The following is a 16,297-nucleotide window of genomic DNA, read 5'->3' as shown; positions in this document are numbered from 1 at the left end:
GGCTGTCGCGCCCTTGGCCTAGGGGTCCGACGTCACCGGGCCTGGCAGTCGGCGCGGCTCACATGCACTGCCACAGGAAGCGCCCCTCCTTGGCGTCGGGGGAGGTGAAGGCGTAGCCGACGCCGGAGTCACCGAAGTTGACGGGGAACGGCAGGCGGCCGGAGTCGAGCTGGACCAGGAGGCGCCAGTCGTCACCCGGGGGCTCCTCTCCCTGGAGCCAGCGTGGTTCGATCCCGGGTCCGCCGAGGAACTGCCAGGCATGTCCGTCCGGATCGGTGCCACCCTTCCCGGCCGGGCGCGGCAGATGGTCGGCGCCGACTGTCGGCCCCTCCGCCTGGGCCCGTACGGAGACGAAGCCCGGGATGCTGCCACCGGGCTGGACGAGGAGGGCGTTCTCACCGCCCTCCGGGTCGTACGTCCCGTCGGTGCCGTCCCCCGTCATGAACAGATAGCCCAGCGCACCCCCCTCAAGGGTGAACTGCCCGAGGAACTGCATGGGTTCACCGGTCCGGCGCGACAGCGGCCACTGCGGCCCCTCCAGCCACACGGGCTGTCCACCGAGCTTGGTCACCGCCTCCCGGACAGGCGCCGCCGCGGGGGCGAACTCCACGGGCAGGGGCTCGGAGGCGGGCGGCGAGCTCTCGGACACGGGTTCTCCAAAGGATCGGAACGACCGGGGTATCCACCCTAGAGTTCCCCACCACCGACCGAGCCCCACCGCCACGGGGTTCACCCGGCCTTCGTCCCCGCCTGGCCCCACAGCAGCCGCTCCACGGCCGCATAAGTGACCCCATGGTCGGCGAGAACCTCGGAGGGGACACCGGGGCGAGCGGTCAGGGCGAGGAGGAGGTGCTCGTCACCGATGTGCCGGTCACCGTGGGCGAGGGCGAGGCGCAGGGACTGGCTGAGAAGGTCCTTGGCGCCACGGGTGAACAGGCGGCGCCCCGGCCGCCGTACGCCTCCCGCTGTCCGTCCCGGCGTCAACGCACCCTCACCGTGCGCCTCCTCGACCCGGGAGACGATCTCGGTGAGATCGATACCGAGCCCGGCGAGGGCGTCCGCATCGGCACGGGTGAGCCCGCCGCACCGACGGGCCTCGGCGAGGCTCCGTTCCACCGCGTCGCGTCGCCCCTCGAGTCCGAGCGAGGCCAGGGCGAACGCGGCGCGGCCGCCCTCCCGGTCAAGGAGGGCCAGCAGCAGATGCGCCTCCTCCACCCACTCCCCACCACTGCGTTCGCAGTGCCCGACCGCGCCGACGACCACCGCGCGGGCGTCCTTCGTGAACCGCTCGAACATCACTGCCTCCCATACTTCTTGTGCACGGCTTGCCTGCTGACTCCGAGTTCCGCGGCGATCTCCTGCCACGACCAGCCCTGGTTGCGCGCGCTGCGCACCTGCACCGCCTCCAGCTGCTCCAGCAGCCGCCGCAGCGCGGCGACGGCCCGCAGCCCGATCCGCGGATCGCGGTCGCCCGCGCGCTCGGCGAGATCCGTTGCTTCGGTCATGCTGTCAATGTAGGTTGACGCCCGGAAAATGTCAACCATGATTGACACGCGAGGGCACGGAAACGCGAACGGCGGGCCCGGAGGTTCCGGGCCCGCCGTGGGCGGATGTCCAGGAGTGGTCAGTTCGTGGTCAGTACGATCTTGCCGAACTGGTCGCCCGTCTCCAGTCGTTCGAAGCCCTCGAGAGCGCGGTCGAGCGGAAGGACCTGGTCGATGACGGGTCGCACGCCGGCGGCGGCACAGAAGGAGAGCAGATCCTCCAGTTCGTCCTTGGACCCCATGGTGGAGCCGACGATCTTCAGCTCCAGGAAGAAGATACGGGTGAGTTCCGCGTGGGAGGGGCGGTCGCCGCTGGTGGCACCCGAGATGACGATCGTGCCGCCGGGGCGCAGGGACTTGACGGAGTGGGACCAGGTGGCGGCTCCGACGGTCTCGATGACGGCGTCCACCCGCTGCGGCAGCCGCGCCCCGGACTCCAGGGCCTCCACAGCGCCCAGTTCCAGCGCCCGCTTGCGCTTGGCCTCGTCACGGCTGGTGGCGAAGACCCGCAGACCGGCCGCCTTGCCCAGAACGATCGCGGCCGTAGCGACACCGCCGCCCGCACCCTGGACGAGGACGGAGTCACCGGGGCGCACGCCCGCGTTGGTGAAGAGCATCCGGTATGCGGTCAGCCACGCGGTCGGGAGACAGGCGGCCTCCTCGAAGGAGAGTTCCCTGGGCTTGGGAAGGACGTTCCACGTAGGTACGGAGACCTGCTCGGCGAAGGTGCCCTGGTAGCGCTCGGTGAGGATCGAGCGGGGCTCGTCGGGGCCGACGCCATGGCCGCTCTGGCCGATGACGGAGTGGAGGACGACCTCGTTGCCGTCCTCGTCGACGCCAGCCGCGTCACAGCCGAGGATCATGGGGAGCTTGTCCTCGGAGAGACCGACGCCCCGGAGGGACCAGAGGTCATGGTGGTTGAGGGAAGCGGCCTTGACGTTCACGGTCGTCCATCCGGGCCTTCGCTCAGGGGCCGGGCGCTCTCCCAGCTCAAGGCCGGCGAGGGGATGGTCACGGTCGATGCGGGCGGCGTAGGCAGCGAACATGACCTTGACCATAGGCGCCGCCGGGGGGCGAGGGAACCAGGGCCGGTTGTGACACACGTCCCGCCGGGACGGGCGCGACCGGCGGTCTTCTCGTAGATCTCGCGCCGCCGTCCCCCCGGCCGGGCGCGGACCGCGCCCCGGCCGGAGCCCCCGTGCGGGTGGGTGGTGGGCGGGGTGCACATCCCCGCCCACCACCGCGGAGCGCCGGCTAGCGCCGCGCAACTCCGTCGGCCCGCGCGGCGGCGGCCACCGCGGCCGTCACCGCCGGCGCCACCCGCTCGTCGAAGGGCGACGGGATCACGTAGTCGGCCGCCAGGTCGTCCCCGACGACCGCCGCAAGCGCCTCGGCCGCCGCGAGCTTCATCCCCTTCGTGATCCGGGACGCCCGCACCTGCAGCGCGCCAGCGAAGATCCCGGGGAAGGCCAGCACGTTGTTGATCTGGTTGGGGAAGTCGGACCGCCCGGTCGCCACCACGGCCGCGTACTTGTGCGCGACGTCCGGGTGCACCTCGGGGTTCGGGTTGGCCATCGCGAAGACGAAGGCGCCCTCGGCCATCGAGGCCACGGCCCCCTCGGGGACGGTGCCACCGGAGACGCCGATGAAGACGTCGGCGCCCTCCAGGGCGCGCTCCAGCGACCCGGTCAGCCCCGCCTTGTTCGTGAACTCCGCGAGCTCCCGCTTGACCGGCGTCAGATCGTCCCGGTCCAGCGACACGACGCCCTTGCGGTCGGCGACCGCCACATCGCCGATACCCGCCTCGACCAGCATCCTCGCGATGGCGACCCCGGCCGCGCCCGCGCCCGAGATGACGGCCCGCAGATCGCCGAGCCCCCTCCCGGTCAGCCGCGCGGCGTTGCGCAGGGCCGCCAGCGTCACCACGGCCGTGCCGTGCTGGTCGTCATGGAAGACCGGGATGTCCAGCCGCTCCTGGAGCCGGCGCTCGATCTCGAAGCACCGCGGCGCCGAGATGTCCTCCAGGTTCACGCCCCCGAAGGAGGGCGCGAGCCGGACCACGGTCTCGACGATCTCGTCCGCGTCCGTGCAGTCGAGGGCGATCGGGACCGCGTCCACCCCGCCGAACTGCTTGAACAGGATCGCCTTCCCCTCCATCACGGGAAGGGAGGCCTCAGGGCCGATGTCACCGAGCCCGAGCACCGCGGTGCCGTCGGTCACAACGGCGACCACGGAAGACTTCCATGTGTAGTCGTGGACCAGCTCCGGCTGCTCCGCGATGGCTGTGCACACCCGGGCGACGCCGGGCGTGTACGCGAGGGACAGGTCGTCCTTGTCGCGGACCGGCACGGTGGCCTGCACGGCCATCTTGCCACCGCGGTGCAGCGCGAACGCCGGATCGAAGGAATTGTGGGGCTCGGCCCCGCCGTCCTGATCCGTACTGCTGTCGCTGCGAGGATTGACGATCTCCGCTGCCACTGTCTTGTACCCCTTAGATGTTCATGGTTTGAGGGTGTCCACTCCTGGTTGAGGGGTGGGCGGGCACCGCGCATGGCCCAGATGAGGTGATACGCACGGGTGCATACGCGACGGGCGCGCCGCACACGCGCCCTGAGCCCCGGATTCGGGGTGTAAGGAACCTTCTTACCGGACGGATGCTGTCCGGGACGAGTCCATAACACTAAGGTCACGCCGGTGAGATGAGTCATGCCCGGAAATGTGGACAAGGCGGCGACATGCCCCCACACGATCACACGTACGGCACGCGAATGACCACATCGTGAGATGTGCCGAAGATCTTCCGGTCGGAAGGGGGGAATTCCGCACAAGACCCGGCCGCAATCGGCCATCCCTGGCGGCCCGGTGGCCACCCGTTATCCGATTTTGACATAGCAGGCCACCTGAATGCGCAAGTCCGAATGGCAAGATGCCTCAACCACGCGAGGTCGCGACACCCAATGGTGTGTGCTCTCGTCGACCCATCGGCTATCCCATCCCGCCGGAGGAACCACCATGACCGCAAGCTCTACCCGCCGTATGACCGCCACGCGCTCCCGGATAGCTGCGGTCGGCGCCATCGCGGTCGCGGGCACCCTGCTGCTCACCGGCTGCGGCGACCAGACGAAGAGCAAGGACAAGGGCTCGAACAGCGCGCCGCTGGCCGACAAGCTCCCGGCCGAGATCCGCCAGGCCGGCGTCATCAAGGTCGGTTCGGACATCGCGTACGCGCCGGTCGAATTCAAGGACAAGTCAGGCAAGACGACAGGTATCGACCCCGACCTGGCCGACGCCATGGGCAAGCAGCTCGGCGTGGAGTTCCAGTTCGACAACGGCACGTTCGACGCGCTCCTCACGGGCATCCGCTCGAAGCGCTACGACATCGCCATGTCGGCGATGACCGACAACAAGAGCCGCCAGGAGGGCGTCGACCCCCAGACCCGCAAGAAGGTCGGCGAGGGCGTCGACTTCGTCGACTACCTGTCCGCAGGCGTGTCCATCTACACGCGCAAGGGCGACACCGGCGGCATTACGGGCTGGTCGGACCTGTGCGGCAAGAAGGTCGCGGTGGAGCGCGGCACGGTCTCGGAGGACCTGGCCAAGACCGAGGCCAAGAAGTGTCCGAGCGGCAAGAAGCTCACCATCGAGCCCTTCGACGACGACCAGCTGGCCCAGACCCGGCTGCGCTCCGGTGGCGCCGACGCGGTGTCCTCAGACTTCCCGGTCGCCGCGTACGCGGTGAAGACGTCGGGCGGCGGCAAGGACTTCCAGATCGTCGGCGAGCAGGTCGAGGCCGCCCCGTACGGCGTCGCGGTCGCCAAGGGGAACACCCAGCTGCGCGATGCCCTGCAGGCGGCGATGAACGAGATCATCAAGAACGGCGAGTACCAGAAGATCCTCCAGAAGTGGGGCGCCGCGGACGGCGCTCTGAAGGAGTCCGTCATCAACGGCGGCAAGTGACCGCGCCGCAGCGGCCACTGAAAGGTATGACCCGTGACTGTTGACATCGACAAGACGTCGGGCCGGGACACTCCCCCGGCCGGGCCCCGGGCCGTCAGGGCCATCCCGGTCCGGCACTACGGGCGGTACGTCGCCGCCGTCATCGCGATCGCGGTGCTCGTCGCGATCATCTACGCGTTCGGCCAGGGCAGGATCAACTGGCAGGCCGTTCCGGACTACTTCTTCGACAACCGCATCCTGACCGGTGTGGGCAAGACCCTCATGCTGACGGTCCTGTCCATGCTGATCGGCATCGTCGGCGGCATCGTCCTCGCCGTGATGCGGCTGTCGAAGAACCCGGTGACCTCGTCCATCGCCTGGTTCTACATCTGGTTCTTCCGCGGCACGCCGGTGCTGGTCCAGCTCTTCGTGTGGTTCAACCTGGGCCTGGTCTTCACGTATATCGACCTCGGCCCGATCTACAAGGACTACTGGTCCTCCTTCATGACGCCGCTGCTGACGGCGCTGCTCGGACTCGGGCTGAACGAGGCCGCGTACATGGCGGAGATCTGCCGGGCCGGCCTGCTCGCCGTCGACGAGGGCCAGACCGAGGCGGCCCACGCGCTGGGCATGAGCCACGGCAAGACGCTCCGCCGGATCGTCATCCCGCAGGCGATGCGCGTCATCGTGCCGCCGACGGGCAACGAAGTGATCAACATGCTGAAGACGACCTCGCTCGTGGCGGCCGTCCAGTTCCAGGAACTCTTCCGCTACGCCCAGGACATCGGCCAGACCTCAGGCGCCCCGGTGGAGATGTACTTCTGCGCCGCCGCTTGGTACCTGATCATGACCTCGGTCCTCAGCGTCGGCCAGTTCTACATCGAGCGCTACTACGCACGCGGATCCAGCCGTCAGCTGCCGCCGACCCCGTGGCAGAAGGTGAAGGCCAATCTGACGTCCTTCTCGAGCAGGAAGGTCATGGCATGACCGAGAAGACCGTCAAGGCGAACGGGGCCGGTGTGCCCATGGTGAAGGCGGAGGACGTCCACAAGTCCTTCGGCGCGGTCCAGGTCCTCAAGGGCATCGACCTGGAGGTGAAGCCCGGCGAGGTGTTCTGCCTGATCGGCCCCTCCGGCTCCGGCAAGTCGACCTTCCTGCGGTGCATCAACCACCTGGAGAAGATCAACGCCGGGCGGCTGTACGTGGACGGCGAGCTGGTCGGCTACCGGCAGCAGGGCGACAAGCTGTACGAGCTGCGCGACCGCGAGGTCGCGATGAAGCGCCGGGACATCGGCATGGTCTTCCAGCGCTTCAACCTGTTCCCGCACATGACCGCCGTAGAGAACGTCATCGAGGCGCCGGTCCAGGTCAAGGGCGTGTCCAAGGGCCAGGCCCGGGAACGGGCCATGCAGCTCCTGGAGCGTGTGGGCCTGGCCGACAAGGCGGGCAACTATCCTTCCCAGCTCTCCGGCGGCCAGCAGCAGCGCGTCGCCATCGCCCGGGCCCTCGCCATGGACCCGAAGCTGATGCTGTTCGACGAGCCGACCTCGGCGCTCGACCCGGAGCTGGTCGGAGACGTCCTCGACGTCATGCGCGACCTCGCCGAGTCCGGCATGACGATGGTCGTCGTCACCCATGAGATGGGCTTCGCCCGCGAGGTGGGCGACTCGCTCGTCTTCATGGACGGCGGCGTGGTGGTCGAGTCCGGCCACCCGCGGGACGTACTGACGAACCCGCAGCACGAGCGGACGCAGTCGTTCCTGTCCAAGGTGCTGTAGTCACACGGGCGAGGGGCGGTACGGGATCCTCGTACCGCCCCTTCCCTGTGCCCGCGCACCAGGACAACGGCTCCGGGGTCAGCGCCCGTTCACACGCCTGATCCCGTCATCGACGCAAACGTGCTTCCGCCGGCGGGTGTCGTCCCGCGTCACTTGAGCGCGAGCAGCAGCGTGTCCGAGGGCGAGCACCACACCGGGCGGGCCTCGGCGAAGCCCTTCTCGCGCAGCACGCGCGCGTGCCACGCGGCAGAGGGCATCTCGCCGTCGGCGTGGACACCGTAGATCTCGAAGCGGCGGGCGGTCGGCGCAGCGAGCGCCGGGTCTTGGGCGGCCAGCTGCCACCACTCGGCCCAGTCGAGCGCGCCGTTGTGCTGGACCTGGTTCCTGCGGGCGTGCCGCAGGGCGCTCTCGGCCGCGTTGATGCGCGGCGTCGTGTCGTCGATCATGGAATCGGCGTTCATGAAGACGCCGCCGTGGCGGAGGAGTCCCGCGACCTGTCCGTAGAGGGCCTCAAGGGGTTCGTTGCGCAGCCAGTGGAGGGCCGTGGCAGTGAGGACCGCGTCGTACACGCCGTGCGGCAGGCGGGCGGGCCAGTCGGGGTCCTTGAGGTCCGCCTCGACCAACGTGACCCGGTCATCGCCGGCGAACGTGCCGCGGGCGATGGTGAGCAGCGCGGGGTCCAGGTCGACGCCGGTGCTGGTGGCCTTGGGGAAACGGTCGAGCAACCGGGCCGTGATGCTGCCCGTACCGCAGGCGAGGTCGAGGACGCGGGGTTCGGTGCCGACACAGGCCTCCACCATGTCGAGCATGATCCGGAAGCGGTCCTCGCGGTCGGGCATGTACCACTCCTGCTGGCGGTCCCAGCTCTTCTGCCAGGTCTGCCAGTCGGTCGTCGCCGTGGTGCTCGTGTCCGCCATCGGTGCCCCTCCGTAGGATCGCGCCACGTAATACCCTGGACGCGCGACCGTCTGTTACCCGACCGCACCACGACCATAGAGTGCCTGCGTAAGGACTACAAGTGGAACTGGCCTATTACTCGGACTACGCCGTGCGCCTCGTGAACAGCGAGGAACCGGCCCGGGGCAAGGACGCTCTCACCTCCGTGGAGGCCGTCCGCGGCCTCTTCGGGGTCAACCAGTCGGCGGCCCGTCGCGCCACCGACGCCGACGTGACCCGGTTCCGCTCGGTCCGGGCCCGGCTGCGCTCGGTGTTCGAGGCGGCGGACGAGGGTGACGAGACGCTCGCGGTGGACCTGCTGAACTCCCTGCTCCTGGAGTTCCCGGTGAGCCCGCAGATCTCGGGGCACGACCACCGGGACGACGACGGCCGCCCGCTGTGGCACATGCACCTCGCGGACCACCCGTCGAACGCGACCGCGGGCTACGCGGCGATAGCCGCCATGGGGCTCGCGTTCCACCTCACGGAATACGGCGTGGACCGCCTGGGCCTGTGCGAGGCGGCCCCCTGCCGCAACGCCTACCTCGACACCTCGACGAACCGCTCCCGGCGCTACTGCTCGGACCGCTGCGCCACGCGCGCGAACGTGGCCGCCTACCGCGCCCGCAAGCGCTTGGAGGCCGACCGGTCGCAGAGCACGGGCCAAACGGTGGACAGCGCCCAGCGCACCCGCGCGAAGAACGAGCGCTGACCGTCCTTGAACGGCCGGTAACGCAACCACACCTTCCCGAGGACCAGTTCCTCGGGAACGGTGCCGTAGTCGGTGCTGTCCCCGCCCGCGTACGGATTGTCGCCGAGCACCCACCAGCCGCCCTCGCGCAGTTCCACGGCACGCTTGACCACCAGCAGGTCCTGCTGGAACGGGTGCCGCAGCACGATCACGTCCCCCGCCCGGACACGTGCCCCGTACTGGACGAGAAGCCGGTCCCCGTGCTGCAGCGTGGGCACCATGGACGGCCCCGTCACCTCCGCCGCCCCGAACGGCAGCAAGGCCTTCGTACGCTCGGTCTCCTGTGACAGCTCCGGCATCACTGGCACCTCCCCGGTCCAATCCTCCACCAGTCCCAGTCTCACCCTGGACTTTTGACGTAAGCCCACAGGGGCACTCGCGAAAACCCGTCACCTACGGAGTAATGTCCCCCCCAGAGAAGACGATCACGAGGAAGGACAGCTTCATGCTCTCCCGCCTGTTTGCCCCCAAGGTCAAGGTCAGCGCCCACTGCGACCTGCCCTGCGGCGTTTACGACCCGGCCCAGGCCCGCATCGAGGCGGAGTCGGTGAAGGCCGTGCAGGAGAAGATGGCCGCAAACGACGACCCGCACTTCCAGGCTCGCGCCACCATCATCAAGGAACAGCGCGCCGAGCTGGCCAAGCACCACGTCTCGGTGCTGTGGAGCGACTACTTCAAGGCCCCGCACTTCGAGAAGTACCCGGAGCTGCACCAGCTGGTCAACGACACCCTGAAGGCCCTCTCGGCCGCCAAGGCGTCGAAGGACCCGGCGACGGGCCAGAAGGCTCTGGACTACATCGCCCAGATCGACAAGATCTTCTGGGAGACCAAGAAGGCTTGATCTATGGCTAGGCCGTTTGACCTGCGGTTTCGCGGGTCGCATCGCCTACCTGTCCGCACCCGGTCCGCAGGCCGCCGAGAACGGCGTCCATGACGGTCCGGGTGCGGTCTTCTTCGCCCGGCCAGAGGTGCGCGTAGATCCGCAGCGTGATGACGGCGGACGCGTGGCCGAGGACGAGCTGGACCTGCTTGACGCTCGCTCCGCCGGCGATGAGGGCGGAGGCGTAGAAGTGGCGCAGATCATGGGTCACCATGTGCGGCAACTCGACGGGCTTGCGGCCCTCGTGCTCGGCCGCCTCGTTCTCCGCCGCTTGAAGCGTCCTGCGGGCGCAGTTCCACTCCGTCTTCCAGCGACGGTAGTTGAGCGGCTCGCCCTCCTCCATCGTGAACAGCCACTCTTTGGAGGGGCGTGCGGCGAGGTGCGTGAGGAGCGCATCGGTGACGACTTCGCCGACCGGGACGGTGCGCCGGGACTTGGCGGTCTTCGGCGAGCCGATCTTCCCGGACTGGAGGCGCTGGCGCTCGACGCGGATGGCGCCCGCCTTGAAGTCGACGTCCGAGACCTTGAGGCCGAGCAACTCGCCTATTCGCAAGCCTGATCCGGCAAGCGTGACGATGGCGGCACGGATGTACGGCGGCATCGTGCGCGCCATGGCCTCGACCTGCGCAATCGTGGGCGGGGTGACCTCCTCGTCCTGCATGGGCGGGAGGGTGATCCGGCGGCACGGGCTGGACGCGATGACCTTGTCCTCCACTGCCGCCGTCATGAGGCGTACGAGGACGTCGTAGACGTTGCGCACGCTGCCGGGGCCGAGGTGCTCGGACAGGCCCTTGAAGAGCACCTGGAGGTCGTTGCGGCGTATCGCCGCCATGGCGCGGGCACCAAGCGCCGGGACGAGGTGGAGCCGGAGCGCGTTGTCGGTGATCCGCTCGCCCGCCTCGCTGGCGATGAGCGACTCCTTCCATTTCTTCGCGTACTTCTCGAACGTGATCCGTCCGGCCTGCGGGTCGACGTACTGGCCCGTGACAATGCTGGCCGTGACCTCGTCCAGCCAGCGCTGAGCGTCGATCTTGCGGTCGAAGTGGCGGGCGTGCTCCTTGCCGTCGAGGTCTCGGTAGCGGGCCCGCCATTTGCCATTGGGGCGCTTCTGAATGTTCGCCAAGTGGCTTCTCCCTTGGGTTGGTTATCGGTGGTAGCCGCCGCCCTCGATGTGCTCGGTGAGGGTGCGGGCGTCGCGCTCGTCGCCCATGAGGCGAAGGCACTGGTCGTGGATGGCCCGTGAGCTGTCGGGGTGGGCTTGGATGTAGTCGGCGATACCGATGACGGCGCGGTGCAGGCGGTCCTCGGCGTCGCGTGTCTCGTAGTACGCCTCGACGGCTTCCTGGACGAGCCGTCTGCTGTCGAGATCCAGCCCCTCCAACGGCGGGGACATCAGCTCTTCGAGGGGCAGCTCGAAGACGCGGGCGAAGGCGAGGGCTTCGTCGACGTTGATACGGCGGCGTGGGGTGCCGTTCTCGATGCGCCAGACGGCGGTCTGGTTCATCTTGACGCCGGCCTTCGACACCCGGTCCGCCAGCTCGATCGTGCTCCATCCCCTGACCTCGCGCTCCAGCGCCACCCGCGCGGCGATGTTGCCCTCGCTGTAGAGCAGCGGCACCTCACCGCCGTCGGCCTTGTCGCCTGTCATCAGACCTCCATCACGACCATCACTTTCCCAATTGAAACATACATTTGCCGATTTGGTTAACCGGCGATCGTCGAGTACAACCTATGCAGATCGGATTGCCACCTAGTCGATTGGGAATGCATGCGATATCTGACCACCGCCGAGGTCGCCGAGCGCTACCGCACAGCGGAGAGCACCGTCCGCTACTGGCGCCAGATCGAGAAGGGCCCGCGCGGCATCAAGATCGGCAAGCGGGTGCTGTACCCCGAGGCCGAGCTGCTGCGCTACGAGCGGGCGCTGATCGAGGGCCGAGACGAGTGGGGTCTGGCCTCCTGAGCAGCTGGAGGCCCGGGACACGGAAACGGCCCTCGGCGCGCCAACGCCGAAGGCCGGAGAGTCCCCCGCACACCGCCCATCCCTGAACGAACAAGCCGACGAGGGGCTGGACCTTGCCCGTCCTGCCCCTCGTCTGAGAGGAACGTCTATGGAGGACTCTACGTCCCCCACCAACCCGAACACGGTCCCCAAGGTCAGCTGGCCCGAGGTCGCGGTCCCCGGCCAAGGCGTCCCCGGGCGCAGCGGGGGCGAGCATTCCGCTGATGCAGTGTCATGGGAGCGTCCCCGCGATGCGTACGGTCCCCTGTCGGCACAAGCCACGGTCCCCATACCCACATCCGTTGGAGACACGCAGGTCAGCGACATCGGCGTGCCAACGGGGACCGGTCCCCAAGACCCCGGAGTTGCACCAGGGGACCGCACTGGCGACCGGGACAACGGCCCTCACCTGTCGCCGGGGACCGATGTCCCCGTGGAGCGGGCCGAGCAACATGAGATCGCGGCCACCGGTGGCTGGACACGCGCTGGAGGCCATGAAGGCGCCGGCGCTCAGGTAGCCCCTGGCGGGGCCGCGCTGCTGGACGAGTTGCGGGCAGTCATCGGCAAGTACGTGGTGCTGCCCGGCGAGGAGGCGCTGACCGCGGTCACCCTGTGGGTGGTGGCCACGCACATCCAGACGGCTCTGCAGCACGCACCGCGTCTGGCGGTGGTGAGCCCGACGAAGGGCTGTGGCAAGTCCCGGGTTCTCGACGTACTCCACGAGACTGTGCACCAGCCGATGATGACGGTGAACACCTCCCCGGCGGTCATCTTCCGCGTCATCGGTAAGAACCCGCCCACCCTGCTAGTGGACGAGGCGGACACCATCTTCGGCCCCAAGGCGAGCGGTGACAGTGAGACCCTGCGCGGCCTGTTGAATGCTGGGCACCAGCGCAACCGGCCCGCCTGGCGGATCTCCGGTCCGGAGCACAAGCCGACTCCGTTCCCCACCTTCGCCATGGCCGCCATCGCGGGCATCGGCGACCTGCCGGACACGGTCATGGACCGGGCGGTGGTGCTGCGGATGCAGAAGCGCAAGCCGGGCGAGAAGGTCACCCCCTTCCGCTCCCGGTATTCGGTGCCCGAACTCAACGCGCTGCGTGATCAGCTGGCCGCCTGGCTGGGCCCGCTGCGCGGGCAGGCTGCCCGCATGGTGCCGTACATGCCGGTGGAGGACCGGGCGGCGGACACCTGGGAGCCGCTGGTCATCATCGCCGACCTGGCCGGTGGCCACTGGCCCGCCCAGGCCCGTGCCACCTGCCTGGCCATGACCCGCCACGAGGCCGTCCAGGACGAGCAGTCCAGCCTGAAGACGCGGCTGCTGCGTGACATCCACCGCATCTTCAGGCAAGCGGACAACCCCGAGGCCCTGGCCACTCAGGATCTGGTCGCCTCGCTGCTCCAGGACGCTGAGGCCCCGTGGGCGGAGTACGGCACCAAAGGGCTGAACGCGTACCACCTGAGCAACCTGCTGCGGGACTTCAACATCAGCCCGGCCAACTACCGGTTCGACAAGGGCAGGCAGGCCAAGGCGTACATGCGCAACCGGTTCCTGGACGCCTGGGCCCGCAACTGCCCGGACCTCGTCGAGGCGGCGCCCGAGCCCGAACACGGCGCCGCCCTCACCCGCATGCCGCAAGGCAGGCCGCCCGCCGCCCCGGCGGGGACGCTGCCTGTCGGCCCGCCCGGTGGCCCCGCCGGGCCGAAGCGCGCTCTCTGATCCCACCGGGGTCCGTATCACTTCGTCGCGTCCGTCCCCGCGCAGGTCAGCGCGGGGACGGACTCACTCGCCGGGACGGAATTCTCCGTACCTGCCCAGGTTTCCGTACCTGTGCTGACCAGGCATGCGACGGATGCGACGGACGTGACACAGCCCCATCCCCCGCTGCACCGGAGCACCACCATGGACACTGCAAACGACATGAACCCCTCTTCTTCCCGCCGCTGGGGTTGGTTCAACCGGGACCGACGAACAGCAGCAAGCTGGAGCGAACGAGCCCCTAAAGAGGCTTCGTCCGCGCTTGCCCCCGCCCCTGGGGTGGCGGAGGGAGAGGGGGCCGGGCGACAGCGGGCGCCCGAGCCTGAGGAGGAGGTGAACGAGCCCCGCGCCGCGTCTACCGCCGACAGCGCCGAGCAGCCCGTCCCCGACTCCATCACCCCACACGCCGAGCCGTCTGCCCGTCAACCGCCCGCCGCCGTTGAGCAGCCCTCGTGGCGTGAGCCTGACGCCCCCGCGCTGCCCGCGCGGATGAACCGCAAGCGCACCATCGAGAAGCGCGACCAAGAGAAGAAGATCCGCTTCACGCCGACCGCAGTCCGTCTCATCGACGCCGAGGCCAAGCGGCGCCACCAGAAGTTCGCAGGCTTTGTCGGCGACGCCGCCCTCGCCGTCGCGCTCGGCAAGGCGGGCATGGTCGGCAGCCCAGAGGACGACCCCGTCCGCCCTCTCGTGGAGGCCATCGAAGCGCACACCAAGGCGTTGAACCGGATCGGCACCAACCTGAACCAGGTCACGGCAGACATCCACTCCGGCGCGATACCCGAGCGCGCCGAGGCCGTCCTCGACCGCATTGAGCAGGCCGCCCAGGCCAGTTACGCACTGATGGACCAGCTCCTGGCGGAAGGAGCCAGTCATGGTGCCTGACGTCTCCACCGGCTCCAGCACGCTCGGCCTGATCAACTACCTTTTCGGCAAGGGGCGGCGCGACGAGCACACGGACCCCCACATCGTGGCTGCCTGGGACATGGCCGGCGCCCCCGACCCCGGCCGCGACCCCACCGCCACCTACACCCAGCTCGCCCGGCGCCTGGACCACCACGTTGACCTCCGCACCCGGGAACTCGGCGGAAAGCAGCCACCGCAGCATGTGTGGCACTGCCCGGTGCGCACCGCGCCCGGCGACCGCTACCTCACGGACGCTGAGTGGGCCGAGGTTGCCCGCCGCGTCGTAGCCGCCACGGGCATCGCCCCCGAGGGAGACGACAAGGCGTGCCGCTGGATCGCGGTCCGGCACGCCGACGACCACATCCACCTCATGGCAACCACCGTCCGAGCCGACGGCCGCCGCCCTCGTACGAACCGGGACGGCTGGCGGGCACAGCTGGAATGCCGCAAGATCGAGGCCGAGTTCGGGCTGCGCCGCCTGAAGTCCGGTGACCTCACCGCCCCGCGTACCCCGACCGGCGCCGAACGGGCGAAGGCGGAACGCCAGGGCCGGGAGGAGACCGCGCGGGAGTGGCTGCGCGAGCAGGCGTACGCGGTCGCCGCCGCCGTACGCAGCATCGACGAGTACTTCACCGTGCTGCGGTCCCTCGGCATCCAGGTCAGGCCGCGCATCGGCCCCGAGACCGGCGAGGTGACCGGCTACAGCCTGGCCGCACCCGGCGACACGGCCAACGGCGAGCCGGTCTGGTACGGCGGCTCAAAGCTCGCCCCCGACCTGTCCTACAACCGTCTGCGCGAACGCCTCCCGACCCAGGTCCTGGCCGAACGCCCTCAACCGGTGGTGGACCCGGCCGAGCCGTGGCACCGCACCGAAACCGCCATCCGCCGCGCCCACGCCGTCCTCGACTCGGGCGGCGACGCCGTGGCCCAGGGCCACCTGGATGCCTTCGGCGACACCCTCCACAACCTGGCTCTCGTCAGTCACGGCTCTCACCGGGCCGAACTACAAGCAGCAGCACAGGTGTTCAACCGCGCCCGCCGTTCGGCGATCCGAGCCGACCATCAAGCCGCCACCGCCCTACGGGAAGCCGCCAAGGAACTCGTCTACGCCAGACACGATCCGGGCGGACTCACCATCGCCCTGATCTTTGCCGCACTCCAGTTGGCGCGGGCAGCCGCCAAGTGGCATGAACAACGCGGCCACGAGCAGCAGGCCACCGCAGCTGAGCAAGCCTTCCGTCACCTGCAGGCCGGTTACCAGGACGCCGCCGCGCCGGTCCTGGCAGATCTCACCCGACGCGCGCCACGCGCCACCACCATCAGCCGCTTCGAGCAGGATCTACGCGCAGCCCTCCCCGACCAAGCCGACCGCATCCTCGTCGATCCCGCCTGGCCAGCCCTGACCACAACCCTCGCCCGCGCAGAGACCGCCGGCCACAACCCCCGGCGCCTCTTGGCCGAAGTCGCCGCCCAGCGAGAACTCGACACCGCCGAACGCCCCGCCGAGGTCCTCAACTGGCGCATCAGCGCTCAGCCGAACCGGCGGATGCAAGGGGCTCGAAGGCGAAGTACGGTCAGCGGCACGTCGTCCATATCCGCCACATCAATCCCACCAGCCACATCAGTGCGCACGAAGCCCGAAGAGCCCAATCGACACCGCTGACCCCGGCCAGATACCCCCGCCACGCATCGTGGCGGGGCACCAGGTCGAGTTCAACGGCATAGCTTCATGATGGTGCTGTCGAAGTCGGGAAACTCCTGTGCGGCCCGCACGATGATCGCCGCGGCCGTAGCCACCCGGCGGC

Annotated in this window: 18 protein-coding genes; 9 read left to right on the top strand and 9 right to left on the bottom strand. The window is 69.2% G+C overall.

From position 1 onward, the window contains the following. Positions 1–58: 58 nt before the first annotated feature. The 5 genes from BIV24_RS27420 to BIV24_RS27400 form a co-directional block, all read right to left on the bottom strand. Positions 59–649: a YwqG family protein gene (locus tag BIV24_RS27420; RefSeq protein ID WP_071369151.1), complete on the bottom strand. Its 591-nt coding sequence runs from the start codon at positions 647–649 to the stop codon at positions 59–61. Between the two features lie 80 nt (positions 650–729). Beyond that, the gene (locus BIV24_RS27415) at positions 730–1,296 is read right to left on the bottom strand and encodes a Clp protease N-terminal domain-containing protein (protein WP_071369150.1); all 567 of its coding nucleotides are present in this window, start codon (positions 1,294–1,296) and stop codon (positions 730–732) included. After that, on the bottom strand, positions 1,296–1,505 hold the full coding sequence (locus BIV24_RS27410) for a helix-turn-helix domain-containing protein (protein WP_040248424.1): 210 nt from the start codon (positions 1,503–1,505) through the stop codon (positions 1,296–1,298). The genes BIV24_RS27415 and BIV24_RS27410 overlap by 1 nt, the downstream gene beginning before the upstream one ends. A 119-nt stretch (positions 1,506–1,624) precedes the next feature. Further along, on the bottom strand, positions 1,625–2,590 hold the full coding sequence (locus BIV24_RS27405; protein WP_071369174.1) for a zinc-binding dehydrogenase: 966 nt from the start codon (positions 2,588–2,590) through the stop codon (positions 1,625–1,627). A 208-nt stretch (positions 2,591–2,798) separates the two neighbouring features. After that, on the bottom strand, positions 2,799–4,022 hold the full coding sequence (locus BIV24_RS27400; RefSeq protein ID WP_071369149.1) for an NAD(P)-dependent malic enzyme: 1,224 nt from the start codon (positions 4,020–4,022) through the stop codon (positions 2,799–2,801). Between the two features lie 534 nt (positions 4,023–4,556). Between BIV24_RS27400 and BIV24_RS27395 the strand changes: the two genes are divergently transcribed. From BIV24_RS27395 to BIV24_RS27385, 3 genes are read left to right on the top strand one after another with little or no spacing between them, the layout of a single operon-like run. Continuing rightward, positions 4,557–5,501: an ABC transporter substrate-binding protein gene (locus BIV24_RS27395; protein WP_071369148.1), complete on the top strand. Its 945-nt coding sequence runs from the start codon at positions 4,557–4,559 to the stop codon at positions 5,499–5,501. A 33-nt stretch (positions 5,502–5,534) separates the two neighbouring features. Further along, complete coding sequence (locus BIV24_RS27390; RefSeq protein ID WP_071369147.1) at positions 5,535–6,467, top strand: amino acid ABC transporter permease; 933 nt, start codon at positions 5,535–5,537, stop codon at positions 6,465–6,467. A gap of 38 nt (positions 6,468–6,505) precedes the next feature. Next, entirely contained in the window at positions 6,506–7,258 is a 753-nt protein-coding gene (locus BIV24_RS27385) for an amino acid ABC transporter ATP-binding protein (protein ID WP_071369173.1), read from the top strand. Between the two features lie 149 nt (positions 7,259–7,407). Here BIV24_RS27385 and BIV24_RS27380 read toward each other — a convergent pair whose 3' ends face one another. Continuing rightward, a complete protein-coding gene (locus BIV24_RS27380) occupies positions 7,408–8,175 on the bottom strand; it encodes a class I SAM-dependent methyltransferase (protein ID WP_071369146.1) in 768 nt (255 codons plus the stop codon). A 101-nt stretch (positions 8,176–8,276) separates the two neighbouring features. Here BIV24_RS27380 and BIV24_RS27375 point away from each other — a divergent pair, with 101 nt between their 5' ends. Further along, entirely contained in the window at positions 8,277–8,906 is a 630-nt protein-coding gene (locus tag BIV24_RS27375) for a CGNR zinc finger domain-containing protein (protein WP_071369145.1), read from the top strand. Here the strand turns inward: BIV24_RS27375 and sodX are convergent. Next, the gene (sodX, locus tag BIV24_RS27370) at positions 8,810–9,244 is read right to left on the bottom strand and encodes a nickel-type superoxide dismutase maturation protease (protein WP_071369144.1); all 435 of its coding nucleotides are present in this window, start codon (positions 9,242–9,244) and stop codon (positions 8,810–8,812) included. The two genes, BIV24_RS27375 and sodX, sit on opposite strands and share 97 nt — an antisense overlap. 146 nt (positions 9,245–9,390) lie before the next feature. On the opposite strand from sodX, the gene sodN reads away from it, so the two are divergent. Next, positions 9,391–9,786: a superoxide dismutase, Ni gene (sodN, locus tag BIV24_RS27365; protein WP_071369172.1), complete on the top strand. Its 396-nt coding sequence runs from the start codon at positions 9,391–9,393 to the stop codon at positions 9,784–9,786. A gap of 7 nt (positions 9,787–9,793) precedes the next feature. On the opposite strand, the gene BIV24_RS27360 is transcribed toward sodN, so the two are convergent. Continuing rightward, positions 9,794–10,948 carry a tyrosine-type recombinase/integrase gene (locus BIV24_RS27360; protein ID WP_071369143.1) on the bottom strand — a complete coding sequence of 385 codons (1,155 nt, stop codon included), beginning with the start codon at positions 10,946–10,948 and terminating at the stop codon, positions 9,794–9,796. A 21-nt stretch (positions 10,949–10,969) separates the two neighbouring features. After that, positions 10,970–11,473: a helix-turn-helix domain-containing protein gene (locus BIV24_RS27355; protein WP_071369142.1), complete on the bottom strand. Its 504-nt coding sequence runs from the start codon at positions 11,471–11,473 to the stop codon at positions 10,970–10,972. 120 nt (positions 11,474–11,593) lie between these two features. Between BIV24_RS27355 and BIV24_RS27350 the strand changes: the two genes are divergently transcribed. The 4 genes from BIV24_RS27350 (at position 11,594) to BIV24_RS27335 (ending at position 16,155) form a co-directional block, all read left to right on the top strand. After that, positions 11,594–11,788, top strand: a complete 195-nt coding sequence (locus tag BIV24_RS27350) for a helix-turn-helix transcriptional regulator (RefSeq protein WP_019889361.1) — start codon at positions 11,594–11,596, stop codon at positions 11,786–11,788. Between the two features lie 586 nt (positions 11,789–12,374). Then, positions 12,375–13,547 (top strand): DUF3631 domain-containing protein, encoded by a 1,173-nt coding sequence (locus BIV24_RS27345; protein ID WP_107459750.1) that lies wholly within the window; start codon positions 12,375–12,377, stop codon positions 13,545–13,547. Positions 13,548–13,865: 318 nt separating this feature from the next. Then, on the top strand, positions 13,866–14,471 hold the full coding sequence (locus BIV24_RS27340; RefSeq protein ID WP_071369141.1) for a hypothetical protein: 606 nt from the start codon (positions 13,866–13,868) through the stop codon (positions 14,469–14,471). Beyond that, on the top strand, positions 14,461–16,155 hold the full coding sequence (locus BIV24_RS27335; protein ID WP_071369140.1) for a relaxase/mobilization nuclease domain-containing protein: 1,695 nt from the start codon (positions 14,461–14,463) through the stop codon (positions 16,153–16,155). Before BIV24_RS27340 ends, BIV24_RS27335 begins: the two co-directional genes overlap by 11 nt. Positions 16,156–16,297: the final 142 nt, after the last annotated feature.

Origin of the sequence: Streptomyces colonosanans, from assembly GCF_001866645.1 — a bacterium.
GTDB lineage: Bacteria > Actinomycetota > Actinomycetes > Streptomycetales > Streptomycetaceae > Streptomyces > Streptomyces colonosanans.
This window is presented reverse-complemented; position numbering and strand designations above follow the sequence as displayed.

Coding starts and splice junctions, on each gene's coding strand:
- BIV24_RS27415 (WP_071369150.1), bottom strand. CDS start 1,296: ATGTTCGAGCGGTTCACGAAGGACGCCCGCGCGGTGGTCGTCGGCGCG.
- BIV24_RS27410 (WP_040248424.1), bottom strand. CDS start 1,505: ATGACCGAAGCAACGGATCTCGCCGAGCGCGCGGGCGACCGCGATCCG.
- BIV24_RS27405 (WP_071369174.1), bottom strand. CDS start 2,590: ATGTTCGCTGCCTACGCCGCCCGCATCGACCGTGACCATCCCCTCGCC.
- BIV24_RS27395 (WP_071369148.1), top strand. CDS start 4,557: ATGACCGCAAGCTCTACCCGCCGTATGACCGCCACGCGCTCCCGGATA.
- BIV24_RS27385 (WP_071369173.1), top strand. CDS start 6,506: ATGGTGAAGGCGGAGGACGTCCACAAGTCCTTCGGCGCGGTCCAGGTC.
- BIV24_RS27380 (WP_071369146.1), bottom strand. CDS start 8,175: ATGGCGGACACGAGCACCACGGCGACGACCGACTGGCAGACCTGGCAG.
- sodX (WP_071369144.1), bottom strand. CDS start 9,244: ATGCCGGAGCTGTCACAGGAGACCGAGCGTACGAAGGCCTTGCTGCCG.
- sodN (WP_071369172.1), top strand. CDS start 9,391: ATGCTCTCCCGCCTGTTTGCCCCCAAGGTCAAGGTCAGCGCCCACTGC.
- BIV24_RS27355 (WP_071369142.1), bottom strand. CDS start 11,473: ATGACAGGCGACAAGGCCGACGGCGGTGAGGTGCCGCTGCTCTACAGC.
- BIV24_RS27350 (WP_019889361.1), top strand. CDS start 11,594: ATGCGATATCTGACCACCGCCGAGGTCGCCGAGCGCTACCGCACAGCG.
- BIV24_RS27335 (WP_071369140.1), top strand. CDS start 14,461: ATGGTGCCTGACGTCTCCACCGGCTCCAGCACGCTCGGCCTGATCAAC.